The sequence below is a fragment of the Bacillus cereus group sp. MYBK79-1 genome (assembly GCF_051915365.1).
In the GTDB taxonomy this organism is placed as follows: Bacteria; Bacillota; Bacilli; order Bacillales; family Bacillaceae_G; genus Bacillus_A.
This window is the reverse complement of the sequence record NZ_JBQAEO010000019.1, coordinates 62456-84157: the sequence shown is the minus strand read 5'-3', so window position 1 is coordinate 84157 and position 21702 is coordinate 62456. Positions and strand designations below refer to the sequence as shown.

Sequence of the window (21702 nt, the reverse complement as noted above, 5' to 3'; positions counted from 1 at the left end):
ACCCATCATAAGAAATCTCTCCTTTTCCTCTTTTTTATCAGTGTTGACACATAAAAAGAGGTTCAGACACAAAAACAGGCTGTGGAGAAGACTTTCTCCACAGCCTGAGAAAAGACACTCCCTAGAGTGTCTTTTCAACCATTTTACTTTTAATATATCGCCTTGAATACATTGTAACATATGTATCTATATATTTTATTGAGAAAATTCAAAATCATTTTTTCTTTCATTTTCAATTATAACATCATGTATTATAGAAGGTATGTCAAATTATTATACAAATTGAGGTGTACTATATTTATGATGTATTTAGGAATTATTCCCCTTATATTGTTTATTATTTTTCTTATTTCTTACTTAAAGGATCCGCGAAAAATAATAAACGGTTTTTTATTTAATGCCTTTTTCTGTTTTTTCCTTCTTTTTTGCACGGCTGCATCTTATGACTCTGGCAATGATGCCCTACGCTACATTATATTTTTACCCATTTTAGCACTTATCATTATGCTTCCTTTTGCAGTTATCGCTTTAATGGTTGGGTTATTTCTTAATGCTAGAATTTTAATGAAACGCGAAGGAAGACGCTTCACGAACTGTTTAACACTTATTGCGGCTTTAGGGATTTTATTCTTGATGTTACTCCCTATTATAAATCCAGCAAGCTTAGTTTCACCGCATTTAACGCCTATTTTTGCTGGAATTTCTCTTATAACCGTATATTTCTTTATACATCTATCTAACTTCTTAACCGCTTATTTCCTATATCAATTCAACAGACCAAGACGTAACCAAGATTTCATCATCGTTCTCGGTAGCGGCTTAATTAATGATAAAGTACCGCCTTTACTTGCAAGTCGTATTCATAAAGCAATCGACTTTTATTGGAAGCAAGCAGCTGTGAATACAGCGCCAACAATCATTTTCTCTGGTGGACAAGGTCCAGATGAAGGCCTTCCAGAGGCAGAAGCGATGCAAAAATACGCTGTTGAAAAAGGAATTCCCCTTGAACATACAGTGCAAGAAAATCGCTCTGTAAACACATATCAAAACATGTCGTTCTCTAAAGAAATTATGGATTCTTTAAAGCCAGAAGGTAAATATAGAAGTATTTTTACAACAAATAATTTCCACCTTTTCCGCGCTGGTATATATGCAAGACAAGCGGGTCTTAATAGCCAAGGAATCGGATCCAAAACTGCCTTTTATTACTGGCCTAATGCAATGATTCGTGAATATGTCGCAATTGTTGTGATGGGACGTAAACGTCATATGAAGTTTTGCGGAGCTATTTTAGGATTCTCCTTATTCGTATCCGTGCTTAGTTTTATCATTTCTTAATAGTCTCCCACCCTTTGAAAGGATGGGATTTCTTATACTCATTTCAAAAATATTTTAAAGATAATATGGTGATAATATTCCCTGCATACATCCATTAAAGGAGAATTTTTTCAAATTAAATGTTAAAATGGAATTTAGGTGTGAATTACGTAACAAATAAGAAACTAGTTTGAAACGAGGCAATTACATGGAGAAAATTATCAAAAACAAGCCCAATAAGCTAAAAATCGCTTCAAAAGCTTTGATGATTATTATTGGGGCATTTATCACAGCGTACGGATTAGAAGCTGTATTAATTCCAAATAACGTATCAGACGGTGGCGTAACTGGTTTAAGTATCGTTAGTTCAAGATTATTTGGATTGCCATTAGGAGCTCTAATCGCAGTTATTAACATTCCTTTCGTTTGGTTAGGATATAAACAAATTGGTAAAAGCTTTGCAATTTATTCTATTATCGGGATTGCTTCATTAGCAATAGGTACCGTTGTTATGCACGGAATACCAGCTATTATTGAAGGCGATACACTACTTGTTACAGTTGTTGGTGGTATTATTATCGGTTTCGGTATGGGACTAGCATTACGTAACGGCGGCGCATTAGATGGAATCGATATGCTAGCTGTATTGCTTTCTCGCAAGTTACCTTTTGGAACAAGTGACCTTATTTTATTCTTAAACATGTTCGTATTTATTTTCGTATCAACAGTATTCGGTCTTCAAGGAGCTATCCTTTCAGCAATTGCTTACTTTATTGCTTCGAAAGTGATTCATATCGTTGAAGTTGGTTTAAGTGGTTCCAAAGCATTTAAAATCATTACGAAAGAGCCTGAATTAATGGTAGAAACCATTCGCGATCGTTTAGGCCGAAGCGCAACATACAATGAAGTTTATGGTGGTTATTCAAGAGAGAAATTCAAAGAAATTTCTTGTGTAATTAACCGTTTAGAAGAAAGTAAAATGAAGGATTTGATTAATGAAATCGATCCAAATGCCTTTATTACAGTTTATGACGTAGCAGAAGTAAAAGGCGGTAACTTTAAGAAACGTGATATTCATTAATCATTATGAATAAAGAGGGTGTGCCAACAATTTGGCACACCCTCTTCTTATTATGAACTTGCTATTGTTGTCAGTTTTTGTCGGTATGTCGATATATTTCGATAATCGCTGATATATTTTGAGTTGTGGTCGATATATTCTGATAATCGCTGATATATTTTTACTCTCCCCATCTTCCTCCTCTCTTAATCCATGCTACGTATTTTTGAAAGGCCGGCAATTCATGTTGAAAGCGAAGCGGAACATATAGAAAGAGAGTGCATGTACATAATATCCATAGAATACCTACTACAAAGTGAAATTTCATCGTTGAGCTAATAAACAAACTGAGAAATAAGACGAGGAACATAATCAAACTAAACCTTTTATATATAGTCATACTAATCTCCTCCTTATAACTTAATTGTAGCAGCTACAAGGAATTAATTTCCATAATAAAAAGACCGAAAAGCAACTTCCACTTTTCGGTCTCTATAACTATCTTCTCTTCGTAATCTTTCCTGAACCACCAACCCTCGTTTTCGGGGGAGATGTATTCTTTGGCGGCGTTTTAATAGATGATTTTGGCTTCACATCTGATCCGCTCGAGCCACCTGGTGTTTTTGTAATTTTCCCTTTGCTTCCAGTCGAAGGCGGAGGTGTACTACTTCCTTTTTTCGTAATACTTCCTGTATCTCCTACAGAAGATTTCGAATCTACATTATCGCCTCGCTTAATGATAGATCCTTTCCCTTCCTTCGTAATCGGAGGCGGGGTTTTCTTTTCTTCTTTCGTAGGTGGTCTCTCTGGAACAACTGGTTTATGATTTTGTCTGTCATTATATCCTCGGTAATCACCTGAAGATGATTTTTTTGAACCGAATATATCGTTTAAAATACTTCCCATAATATATCCTTGCAGAAAGGATGGTTGGTAATTTTGACGAACAAATTCTTCATTACTTACTTCAATTAACGTATCAGATGGTTTCTCTTTATCCTTTTGCAAACTATACATTTTATCAGAATAAACGAGGAACATTTGATTTTCGTCTTCTTTAGATGCTTGCTTCGGTTTCCTTTCAGCTATAAGTTCCTTTGCGACCTCAGGAACTGGCCGATTGGCGGCCCTATACACGTAAGATTCTTGTTTACCTTCCTTAGCGACAGACTCAAGTGGATAACGATCTTGAATCGACTTTGTCTGCCCGCCTTGACAACCTGATAAGGCATATCCAGCAACAACAAGTAATATAACGATAGCAAGTATAGGGATCACGAACGATTTAATCATGGTAAACAATCGGTTTGACATGATTACGCCCCCTTACGTTGCTCGAATAATTTGTACATCAGCAGGAATAATTGCTTCTCCCTCATACATCATTGTGCGACCATTTTGCCATTCAATACGCAATAATTTTCGGTTATCTGATTGGAATTCCCATACGTACTGTTCCTCTGAAGCAGAGAATGGTGTTTTCCCCATCACAACAACACGTCCGTTATATTGCTCTTCCATATGGTACGCTGTATCATCCATTTCAATGGTCGTCGGAATTTCATCAATCGAATCTAAACGACCATCAATTGGTGTATATAATTTGTAATACGTATTTTCACGATCTTCAATTTTCAAATAACGAATATCTTTCCCGTCTTGCAGTGTTAAAACAATTTCTTTACGAGAATGCATACTCGTTTTCCCGATTAATTCGTACATGATTAATGAAACTTCAACCATATCGCCAGGAGCTAACGTTAACAAACTTTTTTCTGGTTTCGGCGGCTCTGGGCTCTTCATTATATTTTTAATTCGTTTAAATAAACTCACGATCTACCCCTCCTTCTCTCTTTATAAACAAGCACCTAAAATAAGTGCACCAACGATATGTAATGATCCGGCCAACATCGCATGCGCAATACTGCCTTCTTTCGTACCTTCTTCTAAATCTAAACCAGCCATTTTCTTTAACACAAACTCGATAAACATTTCTACCACTAATAAAATAACGAAAGAAACTGCTGATGCAAGTAGCGCTTGCCATAAATCATTTGCTTTCGTAATCGATTGAGATAAAATATACCCTTGCGCGAATAATTTCATAACGAAACGAGTTGTTACAGCTGTATTTCCATTCTTTATTTCTTTTAAGTCATTGTATTTCGTAAAGATTGAATCAACCCACATAATTGCAAATAAAAGTACTGCACTTGCTCCAGTCCATACAAGCATGGCTACTACATTCGTCCATGTCATTGCAAAACCTCCTCTAAAAAAATAATAGAAAACCGACATGAATTCTCTTCAGACATGTCGGTTTCTTTGTCTATTCTATATTATTTCTCATACTGCTTCATAATACGAGCTAATTCATCGTCAACAGCAGAATTTTTGTTTAAGCTTGCGAATTCATCATCTAATGACTTTTCTTTTCTATACACTTCGCCGCTTGCTTCTGCTTCAGCCTCTAATTGAAGAGCTTTCTCTTCCATACGGCTTAAACCAGCTTTTGCTGAGTTTGAATCAAATCCAGACATCGCCTGATTAATATTCTTTTGTGCTTTCGCCGCATTTACACGTGCTACAAGTGTTTCACGTTTATTTTTCAGCTCTGTTAATTGCTTACGCATTTCTTCTAGCTTCAAACGAAGATTATCAGCAGCAGCTTTGTTTTGCTCATAGCTTACCTTATACTCATTCATCTTTTGCTCTGCATTTTGTTTTTCTTCAAGAGCACGACGCGCAAGGTCAAGGTTGCTTGCTTGAACAGCCATATGAGCTTGCTCTTCACGTTTTTTCACAAGTGCTTCTTGCTCTTCAAATAATATTTTGAATTTCTTCTCAAGTGCAATTTGAGCTGCTACACTTTTCTCAGCTTCTTGTACATCTGCTTGCATATCGCGTAAATATTGATCCGTCATCTTAACTGGATCTTCCGCTTTTTCAATTAATGAATATACATTCGACATTGTTAAATCTCGTAATCGTTTAAATACAGACATTCTAATTCCTCCTATAACTTACCTCATATTTCAAATTCACTACTTGGAAAACTGAAAAATCTCCCTTAACAGTAAAGAATATTCATTTTTACAACCTACGTGTTTATTATAACAAAACGAAGATGTCCTTACATGTTATTTCCAAAATACATCCAATATAATATGACATTCTAGATACAATATTGTTTTCCCAATATATTCTCATTAACCCTCTTTAGATTTGACTAATTTTTACGTACTTTCACTAAATTACATTATTGTAATGTTACTGTAAGCTAACTCGATAGTTACGTTTCCATATTTCTTATACACTAATACCAGAAGCAGCAAATAAGCTTCTCATCATTTCAGAACTAATACAAAAATGTATTTACTATAAAACATATAAAAGGAGACATCATCATGAAAAAATTAGTAGGAATCGGATTAGCAGCAGCAATTTCACTTGGAGCATTATCAGGTTGTTCTTTATTAGGAGATAAAGCGAACGGTTTTGTACTGTACGGATCAGAAGAACAAGTTCAACAAATTACAGATAAAAATAAAAAAGAAGTGAAAGAAAAAGACTTCTATAAAATGAAAATGACAACATTAGATGGCAAAAAAGTTCTTGTAATGGATAAGAAAACTGGTGAAGAACTGGTGAAGAAAGAGTTACTTAGCAAAGTCGATAAAAACGACGACACAAAACCACTTGATAAATTACCAGCTGTAACAGCGGAACAAGGTGTATTATTCGCAAAAGAGAAAGTTGAAAATGCTACACTTGATGGTGCGAAATTAAAATATGAAGGCAACACAATTATCGGAAGTGGCCGCGCATATACAGATATGTACGCAATTGTTGATGACGCAACTTACAGCAATGTAAAAGGTGATGAAAAATCTGTAGGTGTATTAAAATTCGATAAAGACCCTAGTAAAGAATTCCCTGGCTACAACGGAGTAGAAGCTTCTCAACTTGTAAAAATTAAAAAGTAAAACAAAAAAGCTTTGCGAAAAAATTCGCAAAGCTTTTTTCTATTTATTATGAGCCACTTGCTCCATATCCGGACTACAAGTTTGCGACTGACATGACTTATTTAAAGAACAGGCTGCGCATTTTCCCTTTTTACTTCTCTTTACAAAATTAACTAACGTGTATGCTGCATAACCAAAAATGATAGCTCCAATTATAATATTGACCATCACCCTAATCCATCTCCTTCTAGAATCCGAGTAAGGATCCAACTTGGTATATAATGAGCGTTAATACATAAGCAACAACGAGTGGATACACAACAGAGAAAATCGTCCACTTCGCTGACCCTGTTTCACGTTTAATAACAGCTACTGTCGCTAAACACGGAACATATAATAAAATAAAGAACATAAATGCATATGCTGATAACGCAGTATAATGTGCTCCCATTACATTTCCTAACACATCTTCTTTCACCGCATAAATAATTGCCATTGTAGAAACGACAACTTCTTTCGCTAAAAATCCTGTTAAAAGAGATGCTGCAGCTTGCCACGTTCCAAAGCCGAGCGGTGCAAATAGTGGTGCGATAAATCCACCAATCATCGCTAAATAACTGTCTCCCATATCAACACCAAATCCTGATGGACCTGCATAGTTTAATAACCAAATGACAACAGAACCACCGAAGATAAATGTACCTGCTTTACGAACAAATCCTTTCCCTTTCTCCCACGTGCTTAGCCATAACGTTTTCGCTTGTGGCACGCGGTAAGGAGGTAGTTCAATAACGAAAATAGATTTTTCCGCTTTTAAAATGGTAAGAGACATAATTTTTGTAACTAATAACGCAAGAACAATACCTGCAACATATAAAGAAAACACAACAGTTGCCTGACTATGAGGGAAGAATACTCCCGCAAATAATGCATATACAGGTAAACGTGCCGAGCAAGACATAAACGGTGTTACAAGGACTGTAAGTAAACGTTCTTTTTCTTGTTCAATCGTTCTCGCTGCCATAATACCTGGAACATTACATCCAAAACCGATAATCATCGGAATGAACGCTTTTCCGTTTAAACCGAAGAACTCCATAATTCTATCCATAACAACTGCAATTCGCGCCATATATCCTGAGTCTTCTAATAATGAAATGAAAAAGAAAAGTGCAAAGATTTGTGGAACGAATACTAATACCGCACCAACGCCGGCAATAATACCTTCTGTAACGATTGCTTGAATAAAATGAGAAGCACCAACATTTGCGAGCCCAGCCGTTACCCAATCCGTAAGCTGTCCGCCAAAAAATCCATCTAAAATATCAGATAAAGGTGTACCGATCCACGTAAACGTAACCTGAAAAATAAAAAACATAACTGCTAAAAAGATTGGAAGTCCTAAAATTTTATGTGTAATTAACCTATCGACTTTTTCCGAGAAAGGAATTTCCCCTTCTTTCTCATGCTTCATAACATTTGTTTTTAACTTTTCAATATACGCTTCACGAGTTTTGTAAATGTGCTCTTCTAACGTACAATCAAGTTTTCCTTCTAGACAAGATCGAATGGCTACAAGTTCCTTATAAATTAGTAATGCTTTCATTTCTTTTTCTACTACTTCGTTATTACTTAAAAATTGAAGGGCTAGCCATCTCGGATGCTTATAATTCGCTTTCTCTAAAAGAGAAATTACCTCTCCAATTCCTTCATCCATTAGTACACTATATGAAATAATGAATGGCGTTTTCTCGCTTTTGTCATTTTCTTTAAGCGTTGCAAGTAGTTCTTCACAGCCTTTTCCGCTTCTCGCAACGACAGGAACGACTGTTACACCTAATCTTTCTGATAACCGTTTTACATCAATTACAATGCCTCGTTGCTTTGCCACATCGACCATATTTACTCCAATTGAAACCGGTTTTCCAAATTCAAGTAATTGCAACGTTAAATGCATATTTCTCTCGAATTGCGAAGAATCCACTATATTTAACATATGATGAAATTCGTCTGTTAGTAGAAAATTCGTAACGACACCTTCATCACGCGAAACTGGATTTAAATCATAAACACCCGGTAAATCAATTAATGTTCCTTGTTTATCTTTTAATTTACCAATCTTCTTTTCTACTGTTACACCGCTCCAGTTCCCTACATATTCATAAGAACCAGTAAGTGCATTAAATAATGATGTCTTCCCTGTATTTGGATTCCCTAGCAATGCTACCTTATTCACGCTAATTCCACCTTTATCATTTTCGCGTCACAATGACGAATACTAATTAACTGTCCACGACACTCCAATGTACAAGGACCTTTGAACATCGCTTTCTGCTTCATGCGAAGTTCGCTTCCTTCAGAAAGACCGAAAGCAGTCAGTCTTCTCTTTAGTAAATAATCTAAAGACTGCATACTTTTCACTAACACTTTCTCACCGATTTTAATATCTACTAAGCTCATAACCTTCCCCCTCCGAAGAGAATGATAATTATTTTCAGAAGAATTATAGCACACTCTATTTCTCGAGCACTATCCCCTTTGACTTCATAATTATTAACATTTTTCTACAATTTTATTTCAATAATTGTCATAATTGATTCGTTTGCCATTCTCATCCATTTCGCTTACAATAAACAATAGCAAATAAAGAATCTCGTTATCACAGGGGGAGCCATGTCGCTGAGAGGGAACACTTCGTTCCGACCCTTCGAACCTGTTAGTTAATGCTAACGCAGGGATTGTGCAAACGTCCGAAATACATACCTCTTTTTTATTTACGTATTTCGTATCCTCCTATGATATCTATTCTTTTTTGTATAACTTGGATTTAGGGGGAGACAACATGCGTAACACCAATTTACAAGCGATGATCGAATCTGCAATTCTTGCAGCCTTCGCCATGATTATCGACATTTTACCATTATCACTTAAACTTCCAACAGGCGGTTCCATTTCATTTGCTATGATTCCTATTTTTATTATTGCATACCGCTGGGGCTTTAAATCAGCTTTCTTAGGTGGTTTAGTTTGGGGACTATTACAAATTGTCGTGGGAGATGCTTACATTTTAACACCTATTCAAGCATTCATTGAGTACTTCATTGCCTTTGCTTTTATTGGATTTGCTGGTTTATTCTATCGTCCAATCCAAAAAGCACTTTTAACATCAAATGAAAATAGCGAAGAACAATCCAGTTTAGGTAGCCGTAAAGACAAACCTTCATCAAAACAAAACGAAGGAAAAAAAGTTATTGGTTACATTATCCTTGCTACATTTGTCGGTAGCTTTGCTCGCTATTTCTGCCACTTTATTGCTGGTATTATTTTCTGGGGACAATATGCACCGAAAGGTCAATCAGCAGTTCTATATTCATTAATCGTAAATGGTAGCACAATGATTGGTTCCTATATTTTATGTACCGTTTTACTTATCTTTTTATTTCTTACTTCACCACGCTTATTCAAGAGCATCAATGCTTATCAACTGAATTCGAAGAAAAAGAGCGCTTAATGAGCGCTCTTTTTTCATATCGTAATATCAATTAAAAATACAATAAATGCACAAAAGAAAATAAATACCATTATACTTAGCCAATTGCTATGCACGGTTCATCGACTCCTTACATAACCTCATTTTCTAACCAGATTATATCGCTTAAAAATAAAGATTAGGTAAAGATAATATGAAAATAAATTAAAAAAAGCGTAGCATGTACCATCTACGCTTTTTTTGGTAAGTAGAAGTAAAATAATACACCGTCTTCTGTATTCTTTACTCCATATTCAGCATCGTGTAGTTCTAAAATGTTCTTTGAAATAGCAAGCCCAAGCCCCGTTCCGCCTTGTGAGCGCTGACGGGATGCATCCACGCGATAAAAACGATCCCAAATTTTGTCTAATTGCTCTTCTTCAATGTGAGTACCTTTATTTTCAATACACACCTTTATACGATCCTTCTCATCTATTGTGGAAATAATAATATCCTCTTTATTCGGTGTATAACGTATGGCATTCGTAATGAAATTCACAATGACTTGTTCAATCCGATTTTGATTTGCCATCACTTCAAATGAACATATATTTTTATGCACACGAAGTTCTTTTTTCTCTATCTCCACAGAAAGGTGTTCACATATATCTTCAATTATCGAATCAATATAAAATACATCCTTTTTCATTTTATATGTGCCTGATTCAAATTTAGCTAACTCTAGCATATCCAAAATTAACGTATCCATCTTATCTACTTCTCGTTCCATCGCCTGAAAATAGTACTCTTTTTTATGTTCTGCTACTCCATCTTTTAAAATGGAAATACAGCTTTTCATAATACTTAGCGGTGTTTTTAATTCATGCGAAACACCAGAAATAAATTCTTTCCGCGTATTTTCTAGCTTTCTTTCCTTTTCAATATCTTGTTCTAGCTGTCCAATATGCGAATGGAGCTTATTGGATAATACATTAATATTTTTTGATAAATCACCAATTTCATCTTTTGAAGTAATCGGTATTTGTTCTGTGAAATCTAAGTGTGCTATTTTCTTCGTTGTATCATTTATTTTTAATAACGGCTTTGCAATTTGTTTAGAGTAATAGAACGAAGCTAGAAAAATGAGAACGAGTACAAATGCAATGATGTAAATGTAGTAATCTTGCACCATTTGTACAGCTTCATCTACAGGCTGTAAAGACGCCATCGCATAAATATATGTGACTGATCCGTCTCTTTCTGTTATCGGTTTCATTAATAATTTATATTTTATATCATTTTTTTCATAGTCCATTGTCTTTGTTGAATATTCGATTTGATTACTCTCTTTTAGTACTACATCCGTTTGAAATTCTTTTATACTATCCAAAAATAAAGTGTTTTTATAAATTGGATTTACGGGGCCTTTTACATCAGGGAACTGCACTTTCGTAACTCGCCCTCCTATGTAAACATCTGATTCTTGGGCAGCTGGTTCCTGAACTGCCGGCCTCTTTTCCTTACTAACTTGCTCCCCAACTGCTTTCTTTTTCTCTTGATCTAATTTACTCATCTTCTCATTAAATGCTTTTTCTAACGGTTTATTCGATCCACTTAAATTCCGCTTAGATAGTGAGAAAGAGAATGGAATATAACTATCTTCTTTTCTCACTCCAGAAAAATATATTTCTTGGCCTAAAAACTGATTTGATGGTTTATTATCAATCTCCTCTATATTGACGAGATTGTATAGGGGAATTTTGAATATTTGTTGTCCAAAGCTCTTTTGTTGACTACGATCTATCGTTACCTCAAAATAAAAATCATCCACATGTTTTAAATTCCCATTCTGATCCAATGTCGTAATCCACGTATTATTTTCTCTAAAAAAGTCTTGCTCCAGCTTCTGAATTCCTTCTGCACTTCCTGCATAGTTCAAATAATTCTTCTCAAAAGAATTTAAATTCACTTTAATATCTTCCACTTTTCGATTCGCGTAATATTGCTTAAAAAATATCGTTTGTCCAATAAATATCGTCGCTAAAATTAACATACATAATACTGTTGTGAGCGTAAATAATTTTAGTACAATCCCTTTTCTCATACATTCCCCTCAAATTTATATCCTGTTCGTACTACAGTTGTAATGTATTTCGCTTTCTCTCCTAACTTATTTCGCAAATTACGAATATGACTATTAACCGTTCGATCATCACCAGCAAATTCATATCCCCAAATTCTTGAAATTAATTGTTCCCTTGTTAGTACAATTCCTTGGTTTTTCATGAAATACACTAATATTTCAAACTCCGTATGCGTTAAACTAACATCTGCCTCATCAACAGTAACAGTACGTGACGGAAAATGGACGTGGATGCCATGAATCGATAACGTATCATCTTCGTTCTCTAAAGGTTTCTTCGATGCTTTTCTACTTTCTAATAATCGTTTTGCTCTTGCCAATAGAATGGGTGGACTATACGGCTTCGTCACATAGTCATCTGCCCCAAGTTCAAAACCAAGTAACGTATCGTCTTCATCTACACGTGCCGTCAGCATAATAATAGGGACCCCAGATGTTTTACGAATTCTTCGGCAAACGGACCACCCATCGAGTTCCGGCAACATAATGTCTAAAATAACTAAATCAACCTCTTCTTCCTCAAATACAACTAAAGCTTCTTTCCCATCTCTTGCTTCAAACACTATATATTGCTCGCTCAAAAAATAATCTTTTAATATTTCACGTAAAATATCTTCATCTTCTACAATTAAAATGTTTTTTGACATAACTTATGTATCCCCTTTCCACTTTCAAAAACTACAATCTTATTTTGCGTAGCTCGCAGTTAACTTCGCTTCGATAATATATCTATCTGGTGCATCCCCTATATAATCAAACGGATAGCAAGTCGTCAGTGTTAATATCGGTTCTTCTTTTTTTATAATAACAGTACGATCATCCGCATGGGTAATCCATATTTTTTGAATTTCGTATGTGTAAGTTTTATTATCATACTCTAAAACAAGAGTGTCCTTTTCTTTTAACTCTCCTAAATCTGTAAATACAGTATCTCTATGCCCACTTAGTACAGTATGTCCCCCTCCAGATGGCGTTGTCGTTAAATCACTAACGAACATTCCAACTCCTTTCTTCAACGTTGTATCATTTGCTCCCCAATATATAGAAAACTTCTTCTTTATTTTCGGTATATGTAACATCGCTACCTTTTCTCCTTCTTTATGTTCTGTTTGAGAAGAAGGCACTTGGGAAGTTACAGGTGTTTCATGAGAAAGCTGATTATGTTGTATATTGTTAAGGCTCTTTATTTCTTCTTTCGTCAATTGCTGAGCAGAGCTTTTCCCTTTATACCATTCCATAGCGTAATATGATCCCATACATAGTCCTATGGCCATCAATATGATACCGATATAATTGAGTAACTTCATGTTTCATCCCTCCATGCCAAAAATGGTAGGAATAACCTACCATTTTTAATATATGAAATTATCCCATTCTTTATAGGAGAATATTTTATTTATGCCTTAACTTTATTGCGACGCTTCAAACCAAATAATGTCCCTACCCCTACAAGGCATGCGCTTAGTGCCATCATTGCTACATTATTGGATGCTGTGTTTGGTAATTTTTCACCTTGTACAACTGGCTTTGCTTCTTCTTTTTTAGCTACTTCATTCTTTTGCTCAGCTTTTATAGCTGCTTCTTTTTTTGCCATATCATTTTTCAACTGTTCTTGCGCTAGTCTCTTTTTCTCTTCTTCACTTTTTTGCTGTTCCTTAATCGCTGCTTCTTTTTTCGCTTTATCTTGCTGCATTTGCGCTGCTTCTTCCTTTGTTACTGTTCCAGTATCCGCGCTTGCTACCGAAGAATATCCCACTGTTAAAAGTGCCATTGCACAAATTGGTAATAGTTTCTTTTTCATTTCATTTCTCTCCTTTTATACGTTTTACATCACTTCGCATCGGATGTATCACTAGAATAAACAAGAGATATAAATATAAGATGCAGATGAAATATATTTCATTTAAAGATTTCATTGTAAAAAAATAAAAAAACATCGCAATATATAACGATGTTTTTTCGGGTGTGTGTCTCAATATTTACATGTTACTTTCGCGTGATTTAGAAGTAGAGTGGGCTGGAGCGATAACTAATTGTCTCGGCTCAGTTTTCTTTAAGTGATTTTTGACGTTACACTTACGACGTTGAACAACCCAGGCTTTAATAGGGTTAGTCAAAATAATCTTTTGCTCTTCGTTAGGGGTCTCTTCTTCAAACCTACAACTTTCGCTCCATTTATTCCATTTCATTGTAAATTTAGAAGAAGAATGATCGTTTTCTCGATCAAACAAGTGCAAAAAATCCATTTCGCCAGCTAGCATTACGGTATTGCTAGTTGCTAAAAAAGAAAAGGTCGTCCAACGTTTCTCCATGCCCTCCTACTCCTTTTTCACATATAGAGTGCCTAAAACTTAATTTACCTAAAAATATGCTTGCCTTTTACCTTACACCTATAGTTTATCCAAAACGCCATTATGCAACTATCGATTTGCCTTACAACTACCTTACATTTTTGTAAGAAACAAAAAACCTTCACTCTCTATACGTGAAGGTTTCTCATTTCTCATCTATATGATCTTTCATATGATTGACTTCAGCTTCTTGCAGCTGTGACATCATACCGTGGGAAATTGCGCCTAATACTAAAGTCATTCCAATTAGTGAAATCCGAATTGCTGGTACATCAATTATGTAAGCCAAACTACCAAGAACAATTGTTAAAAGTAATGCTTTTATAAATGTTGCACTTGTATACTCTTTCTTTTTCATCATAATCACCCTTTTATGGAAGCGTTTTCTTAATGTAATCAGTATATCATATCATCTGACTATTTTGTGGGGATTTCTGTAAAAAACTTATATCTTCTTTGACTTTTTCCTTTCTATCCTTTACAGTCGAAATGTTCGCAAGTTTTACACTGTAGGAGGACTCCAATGAATATTGAAATAAAAGACACTTTAATTTCTGAAGAACAATTACAAGAAAAAGTAAAAGAACTAGCACTTCAAATCGAACGTGACTTTGAAGGAGAAGAAATCGTAGTAATCGCTGTATTAAAAGGATCTTTCGTATTCGCTGCTGATTTAATTCGTCACATTAAAAACGATGTCACAATCGACTTTATTTCTGCATCTAGCTACGGAAATCAAACAGAAACAACTGGAAAAGTAAAACTATTAAAAGATATCGATGTAAATATTACTGGAAAAAATGTAATTGTCGTAGAAGACATTATCGATTCTGGTTTAACACTTCACTTCTTAAAAGATCACTTCTTTATGCATAAACCGAAAGCATTGAAATTCTGTACGTTACTTGATAAACCTGAGCGTCGTAAAGTGGACTTAAAGGCTGAATATGTTGGCTTCCAAATTCCAGACGAATTTATCGTTGGCTACGGTATTGACTGCGCTGAAAAATATCGTAACTTACCATTTATCGCTTCAGTTGTAACGGAGTAATATAATAGAATAAACTTCCATCAATTACTGATGGAAGTTTATTTTCTATCACGATTCGTACAAGACAAAGGGAGAGAAAAAAATGACAAAAACAAAATTTGAAAAAGTACTCCTCATCGTAAATCCAAAAGCAGGACAAGGTGATTTACATACGAACTTAACGAAAATCGTACCACCTCTTGCGGCAACCTTTCCTGACTTACATATCCTTCATACGAAAGAACAAGGTGATGCAACAAAATATTGCCAAGAGTTTGCTAGTAAAGTAGATTTAATTATCGTCTTTGGTGGTGACGGCACTGTATTCGAATGCACAAATGGCTTAGCACCTCTTGAAACTAGACCTGCACTTGCAATCATTCCAGGCGGAACTTGCAATGACTTCTCTCGCACACTCGGCGTTCCGCAAAACATTGCTGAAGCAGCAAAACTTATTACACAAGAACATGTAAAACCAGTCGATGTTGCACAAGCAAACGGACAACACTTCTTAAACTTCTGGGGCATTGGACTTGTTTCTGAAGTATCGAACAATATTGATGCAGAAGAGAAAGCAAAGCTTGGTAAAATTGGTTACTACTTAAGCACTATTCGAACTGTCAAAAATGCTGAAACATTCCCAGTAAAAATTACTTACGACGGACAAGTATATGAAGACGAAGCTGTCCTTGTTATGGTTGGAAACGGTGAATATCTTGGCGGGATCCCGTCCTTTATCCCAAACGTAAAATGCGACGACGGAACACTTGATATTTTCGTCGTAAAATCAACAGGCATTCAAGCGTTTAAAGATTATATCGGAAAGAAACTATTTGAAGACTCAAACGAAAATGACATCTTCCACGTAAAAGCGAAATCCATTCATATTGAAACAGAAGAAGAAAAAGAAGTAGATACAGATGGAGAAAGCTCGCTTCATACACCTTGTCAAATTGAATTATTACAAGGACACTTTACGATGATTTATAATCCTGCGGTTGTGTAATAAAAAAACGAGTGCTAGCACTCGTTTTTTCTCTTCTAATCTAGTTATATCGTTGAATCATTTCTTGTATTTCTTTCACTCTCTCTAAAGTAATTCCATTTCTTTGTTCAATCGCTAAAGGATGCTCGGTTGGCTCTAATTCAACATACGGTGCCATTCCAACTTCTCTTATATGTATATTTGTTTTTAAATTTAATGTTTCTGGATAAACTGGTATTTCTACAGATAACCAACCAAAATGGGGATCACTATTTTCTCGTCCTCTTTCATCCCACTCTTCCAGTACTTTATCATAACTTTCTTTACTAAGTGATACCCAAACAGTCCAGATAAAATTTTCATGGTAATCAGTTATAGGAATCTCTAAACATCCTCTAATAAAGTAATGTTCATCGTCCATTACGCAAAGTTCTGATGTTAAATGGAAGCGTTCCTCTCTTTCATGAGGCGCTACCTCATAATAATAATATGGCGCTTCACTTCCGTAACATAAAGGAAGTGTAAAACGATTCATTTGTACTTTTTCTCCAGATTTTCTTCTTCTTTTCATCTGTTATTCTTTCTCCTAGTCTTTTCATTCACACTCAGTATTCATCAATATTTTCAAAATCAAACTCCACCCAATTTTTCCAGTGCGTATTAGAATCCTTATTCACAATAATGGTTGGATTTTTCTGCTCTATCGCAGTAGCTACTGATTGGAAGAATTCATTTTCACTTACTTTCTCGTCTTCAACATGTTGCCATTCTTCCGTTTCATACACAACTTCCCAATCACCTTCTAAACCGCACTCTTCTAAAATTTCTTCTTTATCCCACCATACTAAATTCCGAGCTTCGTCATTAGTAGCAAGCATACGCATGAAATATGTGGGATAAGACTCTGTCGTTTGTACTTCTATTCCATGATTCACATAATCTTCTTCTGTAAATTCATATTCAAAACAATGATCACGAATTTGCAAACTACCGTTATGAATATCAAGTATAAATTCACCTTCATCATCAAATAATTCATAATCTCCATCATTTAATTGCAAAATAGCATCATCACCAATTAAATGATTCACTCTATCACCATATACTTGAATATCATTACATACACCTAATGATCCTACTCCAACAAATTGAAACACCATTAACCAATCCTCATTATCTTTAAAGAAAAGAGAGAATTTCACTTGTGACATATTCATCTCTGCATTATCTAGGGTAGGGAATTCATAATTACTTTGCTTTTTATCTAATAGTTTCAAAATATCCTTTTTCATCTGTATCATCTTCACCTCTATATAATTCTTTCAATCTTCCAAACTAAATTATCTGGATCCTTTTTCTCTAAAAAGGTTAACATCCACATAGTTTTTCCTTTGCTGTTCATCAACATCACTTTATGGTTTAACTTCCAAGCCATGTCACTAACATGATTAGACATTTGATACATATCTTCTTCTCTCATAAGCTTTTCCTTTTTGATTAACCGTCTCGTTCTATACTCTCTTATTTCTAAGTACATATCCGCATAATCCACTTCATGCTGCCAAATTATACTACATACATATTTTTTATTTGGATTACTCTTCTTTATATATACAAGTTCATTTTTATAATCCACATCCAGTATCTTATTATATGCTTTTTCTAACATCTCTATATCCCAATCACATTTCACAGCTAAACTCTTCATTTCAGTATGAACGATTTGGAGGGCTAATTCTTTTTTCTCTTTATCTGATAAAGATGGAAAATCCTTTACACTCCCATACTCTACAAACACATTCATATATTCAGGAAAAATCCGATATTTTTTCTCCCACTGATTTAATAATGAAATATCATCCACACAGTGAATCCAAATACCTTTTTCATAGTCTGTTCTTAACTTTGGCATATATCGCTCATATAAAGAAGTAATACAAATCGTTTCTTTAAAAAAGGATATCTCTTCCTCGTAGTTGCTTGAGGATGTTAATTGTAATACCTCTAGACTACTTATATTCTCTTTTCTTTTTAGAAAACTTAATCGGATATCTCTTATAATTGGCATCTACTTTCTCCTTCTTCATACTACGACTATATAATTGGTTCTCTAGCGCTAACGAATCCATTTAAACCTTACTATATACACCCCATTTTAACTAAAACAAACGAAAGAGAACATCATTTTCTCTTTCATTTTTCAACATAAAAAATCCGAAACCATACAAGCTAATTTCGGATTTACTTTCGTTAAAATATTAAATTGCATTTCGAACAAAAAGGAGCGGAATTTCCTCTTCTAATTTTCGCATCACATTTTGGGCAATATACATATCGCTCTTCTATCTTTTCTCGCTCTATCATATGTAAAGATACGATTCTCATACTACACATAATCCCAATTAATATAAGGCTAACGATGAGTAGCATAATTCTCACTCCTCCCTTTTATATTTTACCATAAAATAACAAAACCGATTCCCACATTGAGAATCGGTTTTATATCTATATACCCTAACTTCATCTTTGCTCCATCAGGAATTTTATGTATCCTTACTTGCACTTTATCATATAAGAACTTACCTCTCGTAAGCACATGCCAGTATAAACCTTTTGGTAATTCATCTGCTCCGTCAATTGTAACTTCTTTTTCCTTACCATTTTCATCATAAGCTTTCACTTTATATTCACGACCTTTATTTCCATCTAATTCTTTACCATCTGTATCAATAATTGCATAATGATTCTCTATATCAAGAAATGGATTCATTCTATCAATCCCAGTACTCCCATTTAATAAATATGCCGCTCCTGCGACGATAACAAGTAGTGATCTAAAAATAAATCTTTTCATCTATATTCCGCCTTTGATTATCTTTTCTTTAAGATGTTTCTAAGTATAGGGCGTATTTCTTAATAAAAACTCGCACGGTTTCTTAACATTTTCTTAAACTAGAAGTGAAATATTAATTAGTAAGCTCAAGAAATAAAAAAAGAATTCCCCACACCACAATTGACAAAATTACACCTTTAGTGTAATTTTACACTATAATAAAAAAAGGAGATGCATGATGGATAAACAAGAATTTATTGAACTCGTTAATTCAAAATTAAAACTCATCCGTGTTGAAAATAATTTATCACAAGATAAAATGTCAGAAATTATTGGTTTATCAAAGAAAACATTAGTAGACATTGAAAAAGGGAGACGCACGCTAACATGGTCAGGTGCCGTTTGTGTCGTAACACTCTTCGAACAGTGCGATACAGTCCAAATGACATTTGGAGATGATGTGAATGAAATTATAAAAACAATCGCTTTTACACATTACAATACGAACTTCCCGAAAACGTTAGGAGGAAAAGTGTGGTGGCGACAAATAAAAGAATTAAACGGCTATCAAATACAACAAAATATTTTATCTCAGCACTATCGAATTTTAGATAATGAAGACCGCAGAATATGCCATTCATTCGAATTGAATGAAATTGAAAAGCGATTTATGGAAATAGCAAAAACATCTCAATAAAGTGAAACTTTAATTTGTGAGGATTTTACTACCCACAAATAGAAGGCTAAAATAAATTCCGGAGTATAATTCAGATGAAGAAACAGATACATATCACTATTTTAAATACGTTAATCATTAGCACGTTAGTATTCAATTTATTTATTTTCACATCACGAATGAGCTTTTTACCTTGGTATATTGAAGGTAGTTGGGGCTATTTAGGATTTTTATTTACATCCTTTATTTTCTTACTTTGTTTCTTTCAATCTTCAAAGCTTCATAAAGATGGAAAGTTAACGACTCTGCAAAAGTTTATTCCACTTGCTTCTGCCATACTTTCAATCTTCGTCCTTATCATCCCATCAAGTGATTTTATGACTGTATTAGCCAACTTGATTAATACGATTATATTAACAATTTATATAACTGTATTTCAGACAAAGCCTAATGTAAGTAATAAGGAGCTATTACATTAAAAGGGAGAGTTATTCTACAAAATAACTCTCTCTAAATATAAACCTATCTTCTATTTACTCATCACCGTACTTCTTCTTTGCTTGTACAAATATGCACCACCCGCAACAACAAAAACAATCCCACCAAAATACACGCCATACTCTATCGCGATCGCTACAATCTTGTTAATATGTTGTCCAAATAAAGAACCAAGCACAAAGTAAACGAGTGTCCAAACAAATCCTGTCGCATAGGAATACAAAGCATACATCTTAAATGACATGTTATTCATTCCAACTACATACGGTACGATGTGTCTTACAACTGGTATGAAGTAACTTGTGACTAACGCATAATGACCATACTTCTCTACCATTTGTTGAGATTTCAATAGATATTTCGCCTTTTTCTTTTTCATTAGCTTATCAAGTACTTTCGCACCAAATATTCTCCCTAATATATAACCTAGCGATAGTCCTGATACAACGCCTAAATATGTTAATAAAAATGCTGGAATGACACTTAATATCCCTAATGAAGAGACAAAACCACCACTCATTACGATCATTTCATCTGGAATTGGCATACCGATAATACCTAACCATAAACAGAAAAATAATGCCCAATAACCGTATTGTTCAATATAAGATAATAATTCATGTAATTCCATTATGCATATACTCTCCCTAGCTCTTTTTTACAACTAAAGACGTACGCTGGTGGGAAATTGAGCCACACTTTCTCTAGCGTAATTTCAGGAAAGAAATGCTGTATAAATCCTTTTTTCACAAGTGAATATTGAAATGTAATAAATGCACCTTTCTCGTGTATCGCTTCCATGACATTGTTTAAAATTCGCTTTGAAACTTCTTCTGGTAAAGAAGCAAAAGGTAATCCTGATAAAACGTAATCCACACACTCTATATTGAATTCTTCCATATACTTCTTTATATTTTCAGCTGAACCGTGTACAACAATGACGTTCGGTTCATCTTTAAACTTTCTCTCTAACTCTTTGCAAAACACTTCATTAATTTCAATAAGAAGAAATATCGTTCCCTTCTTCTTTCTCTTCATAATTTCTTTCGTAAAAACTCCTGTACCAGGCCCTAACTCTACGATACATTTCGCTCTATGAAAATCTATTACATCTACCATTTTCTTTGCTAATATTTTTGAACTTGGCGCAATTGCACCAGTATGTTTCGGATGTTTTATAAATTCATGTAAGAATGTTATGAGCTGCATGTAACCCTCTCCCCATTCGTTCAATAGTTTTTTAACTTGCTTCTAAGTATAACTATCGTTTCTTAACAAAAATTGAGGAGATTTCTTAAGATTTTATGAAGAATGAAACATTTCGTATTCCATATATAAATACCTCTTTTATATTTATTAATTTGGTATAATAGAT

At 34.5% G+C, this 21702-nt stretch carries 29 protein-coding genes and 1 riboswitch; of the genes, 8 read left to right on the top strand and 21 right to left on the bottom strand.

The window, feature by feature from the left end; genetic code table 11:
* Positions 1–300: 300 nt before the first annotated feature.
* Positions 301–1338 carry a YdcF family protein gene (locus ACTFOB_RS22935; protein WP_440029034.1) on the top strand — a complete coding sequence of 346 codons (1038 nt, stop codon included), beginning with the start codon at positions 301–303 and terminating at the stop codon, positions 1336–1338.
* 187 nt (positions 1339–1525) lie between these two features.
* Positions 1526–2398 (top strand): YitT family protein, encoded by an 873-nt coding sequence (locus ACTFOB_RS22930; protein WP_097816536.1) that lies wholly within the window; start codon positions 1526–1528, stop codon positions 2396–2398.
* Positions 2399–2558: 160 nt separating this feature from the next.
* On the opposite strand, the gene ACTFOB_RS22925 is transcribed toward ACTFOB_RS22930, so the two are convergent.
* From ACTFOB_RS22925 to ACTFOB_RS22905, 5 genes are all read right to left on the bottom strand, one after another.
* Entirely contained in the window at positions 2559–2777 is a 219-nt protein-coding gene (locus ACTFOB_RS22925) for a hypothetical protein (RefSeq protein WP_427265865.1), read from the bottom strand.
* A gap of 98 nt (positions 2778–2875) precedes the next feature.
* Complete coding sequence (locus tag ACTFOB_RS22920) at positions 2876–3691, bottom strand: DUF4247 domain-containing protein (RefSeq protein ID WP_440029036.1); 816 nt, start codon at positions 3689–3691, stop codon at positions 2876–2878.
* Positions 3692–3703: 12 nt separating this feature from the next.
* The gene (locus ACTFOB_RS22915; protein WP_440029038.1) at positions 3704–4210 is read right to left on the bottom strand and encodes a DUF4178 domain-containing protein; all 507 of its coding nucleotides are present in this window, start codon (positions 4208–4210) and stop codon (positions 3704–3706) included.
* 21 nt (positions 4211–4231) lie between these two features.
* Positions 4232–4636 (bottom strand): DUF350 domain-containing protein, encoded by a 405-nt coding sequence (locus ACTFOB_RS22910; protein WP_048529578.1) that lies wholly within the window; start codon positions 4634–4636, stop codon positions 4232–4234.
* Positions 4637–4716: 80 nt separating this feature from the next.
* Positions 4717–5382: a PspA/IM30 family protein gene (locus ACTFOB_RS22905; RefSeq protein WP_440029040.1), complete on the bottom strand. Its 666-nt coding sequence runs from the start codon at positions 5380–5382 to the stop codon at positions 4717–4719.
* Positions 5383–5784: 402 nt separating this feature from the next.
* Here ACTFOB_RS22905 and ACTFOB_RS22900 point away from each other — a divergent pair, with 402 nt between their 5' ends.
* Entirely contained in the window at positions 5785–6363 is a 579-nt protein-coding gene (locus tag ACTFOB_RS22900) for a lipoprotein BA_5634 family protein (RefSeq protein ID WP_440029042.1), read from the top strand.
* A gap of 39 nt (positions 6364–6402) precedes the next feature.
* On the opposite strand, the gene ACTFOB_RS22895 is transcribed toward ACTFOB_RS22900, so the two are convergent.
* From ACTFOB_RS22895 to ACTFOB_RS22885, 3 genes are read right to left on the bottom strand one after another with little or no spacing between them, the layout of a single operon-like run.
* The gene (locus ACTFOB_RS22895; protein ID WP_073516844.1) at positions 6403–6573 is read right to left on the bottom strand and encodes a FeoB-associated Cys-rich membrane protein; all 171 of its coding nucleotides are present in this window, start codon (positions 6571–6573) and stop codon (positions 6403–6405) included.
* Positions 6574–6589: 16 nt separating this feature from the next.
* Positions 6590–8578, bottom strand: a complete 1989-nt coding sequence (feoB, locus tag ACTFOB_RS22890) for a ferrous iron transport protein B (RefSeq protein ID WP_440029044.1) — start codon at positions 8576–8578, stop codon at positions 6590–6592.
* Positions 8575–8802 carry a FeoA family protein gene (locus tag ACTFOB_RS22885; RefSeq protein ID WP_440029045.1) on the bottom strand — a complete coding sequence of 76 codons (228 nt, stop codon included), beginning with the start codon at positions 8800–8802 and terminating at the stop codon, positions 8575–8577. The genes feoB and ACTFOB_RS22885 overlap by 4 nt, the downstream gene beginning before the upstream one ends.
* A gap of 194 nt (positions 8803–8996) precedes the next feature.
* Positions 8997–9098, top strand: a riboswitch (TPP riboswitch).
* A gap of 86 nt (positions 9099–9184) precedes the next feature.
* On the opposite strand from ACTFOB_RS22885, the gene thiT reads away from it, so the two are divergent.
* Positions 9185–9853, top strand: coding sequence for an energy-coupled thiamine transporter ThiT (thiT, locus tag ACTFOB_RS22880; protein ID WP_440029047.1), 669 nt, complete (start codon positions 9185–9187; stop codon positions 9851–9853).
* 208 nt (positions 9854–10061) lie between these two features.
* Here the strand turns inward: thiT and ACTFOB_RS22875 are convergent, their stop codons facing one another.
* The 6 genes from ACTFOB_RS22875 to ACTFOB_RS22850 form a co-directional block, all read right to left on the bottom strand.
* Positions 10062–11915, bottom strand: coding sequence for a sensor histidine kinase (locus ACTFOB_RS22875; RefSeq protein WP_440029049.1), 1854 nt, complete (start codon positions 11913–11915; stop codon positions 10062–10064).
* Positions 11912–12601, bottom strand: coding sequence for a response regulator transcription factor (locus ACTFOB_RS22870; protein ID WP_440029051.1), 690 nt, complete (start codon positions 12599–12601; stop codon positions 11912–11914). Before ACTFOB_RS22870 ends, ACTFOB_RS22875 begins: the two co-directional genes overlap by 4 nt.
* Positions 12602–12640: 39 nt before the next feature.
* Positions 12641–13261 (bottom strand): class D sortase, encoded by a 621-nt coding sequence (locus tag ACTFOB_RS22865; RefSeq protein ID WP_440029053.1) that lies wholly within the window; start codon positions 13259–13261, stop codon positions 12641–12643.
* An 89-nt stretch (positions 13262–13350) separates the two neighbouring features.
* Positions 13351–13755 carry an LPXTG cell wall anchor domain-containing protein gene (locus tag ACTFOB_RS22860; RefSeq protein WP_440029055.1) on the bottom strand — a complete coding sequence of 135 codons (405 nt, stop codon included), beginning with the start codon at positions 13753–13755 and terminating at the stop codon, positions 13351–13353.
* A gap of 178 nt (positions 13756–13933) precedes the next feature.
* On the bottom strand, positions 13934–14266 hold the full coding sequence (locus tag ACTFOB_RS22855) for a hypothetical protein (protein ID WP_440029057.1): 333 nt from the start codon (positions 14264–14266) through the stop codon (positions 13934–13936).
* 184 nt (positions 14267–14450) lie between these two features.
* Positions 14451–14666 carry a hypothetical protein gene (locus ACTFOB_RS22850; RefSeq protein ID WP_440029059.1) on the bottom strand — a complete coding sequence of 72 codons (216 nt, stop codon included), beginning with the start codon at positions 14664–14666 and terminating at the stop codon, positions 14451–14453.
* Between the two features lie 162 nt (positions 14667–14828).
* Between ACTFOB_RS22850 and hpt the strand changes: the two genes are divergently transcribed.
* Together hpt and ACTFOB_RS22840 are read left to right on the top strand one after the other, a co-directional pair.
* A complete protein-coding gene (hpt, locus tag ACTFOB_RS22845) occupies positions 14829–15356 on the top strand; it encodes a hypoxanthine phosphoribosyltransferase (protein WP_001019304.1) in 528 nt (175 codons plus the stop codon).
* Between the two features lie 82 nt (positions 15357–15438).
* Complete coding sequence (locus tag ACTFOB_RS22840) at positions 15439–16341, top strand: diacylglycerol/lipid kinase family protein (RefSeq protein WP_440029060.1); 903 nt, start codon at positions 15439–15441, stop codon at positions 16339–16341.
* Between the two features lie 40 nt (positions 16342–16381).
* On the opposite strand, the gene ACTFOB_RS22835 is transcribed toward ACTFOB_RS22840, so the two are convergent.
* The 5 genes from ACTFOB_RS22835 to ACTFOB_RS22815 form a co-directional block, all read right to left on the bottom strand.
* Entirely contained in the window at positions 16382–16891 is a 510-nt protein-coding gene (locus ACTFOB_RS22835; RefSeq protein WP_440029062.1) for a DUF2199 domain-containing protein, read from the bottom strand.
* Between the two features lie 34 nt (positions 16892–16925).
* Complete coding sequence (locus ACTFOB_RS22830) at positions 16926–17621, bottom strand: DUF7003 family protein (RefSeq protein ID WP_440029063.1); 696 nt, start codon at positions 17619–17621, stop codon at positions 16926–16928.
* 8 nt (positions 17622–17629) lie between these two features.
* Positions 17630–18388 (bottom strand): hypothetical protein, encoded by a 759-nt coding sequence (locus ACTFOB_RS22825; protein WP_440029065.1) that lies wholly within the window; start codon positions 18386–18388, stop codon positions 17630–17632.
* 182 nt (positions 18389–18570) lie between these two features.
* Positions 18571–18750, bottom strand: a complete 180-nt coding sequence (locus ACTFOB_RS22820; protein WP_076541023.1) for a hypothetical protein — start codon at positions 18748–18750, stop codon at positions 18571–18573.
* A 25-nt stretch (positions 18751–18775) separates the two neighbouring features.
* A complete protein-coding gene (locus ACTFOB_RS22815; protein WP_440029066.1) occupies positions 18776–19174 on the bottom strand; it encodes a YxeA family protein in 399 nt (132 codons plus the stop codon).
* Between the two features lie 217 nt (positions 19175–19391).
* Between ACTFOB_RS22815 and ACTFOB_RS22810 the strand changes: the two genes are divergently transcribed.
* Together ACTFOB_RS22810 and ACTFOB_RS22805 are read left to right on the top strand one after the other, a co-directional pair.
* Positions 19392–19850: a helix-turn-helix transcriptional regulator gene (locus ACTFOB_RS22810; protein WP_440029068.1), complete on the top strand. Its 459-nt coding sequence runs from the start codon at positions 19392–19394 to the stop codon at positions 19848–19850.
* A gap of 74 nt (positions 19851–19924) precedes the next feature.
* Positions 19925–20308: a hypothetical protein gene (locus tag ACTFOB_RS22805; protein ID WP_440029069.1), complete on the top strand. Its 384-nt coding sequence runs from the start codon at positions 19925–19927 to the stop codon at positions 20306–20308.
* Between the two features lie 50 nt (positions 20309–20358).
* Here the strand turns inward: ACTFOB_RS22805 and ACTFOB_RS22800 are convergent, their stop codons facing one another.
* Positions 20359–20958 (bottom strand): DedA family protein, encoded by a 600-nt coding sequence (locus tag ACTFOB_RS22800; RefSeq protein WP_440029070.1) that lies wholly within the window; start codon positions 20956–20958, stop codon positions 20359–20361.
* Entirely contained in the window at positions 20958–21536 is a 579-nt protein-coding gene (locus ACTFOB_RS22795; RefSeq protein WP_440029072.1) for a class I SAM-dependent methyltransferase, read from the bottom strand. Before ACTFOB_RS22795 ends, ACTFOB_RS22800 begins: the two co-directional genes overlap by 1 nt.
* Positions 21537–21702: the final 166 nt, after the last annotated feature.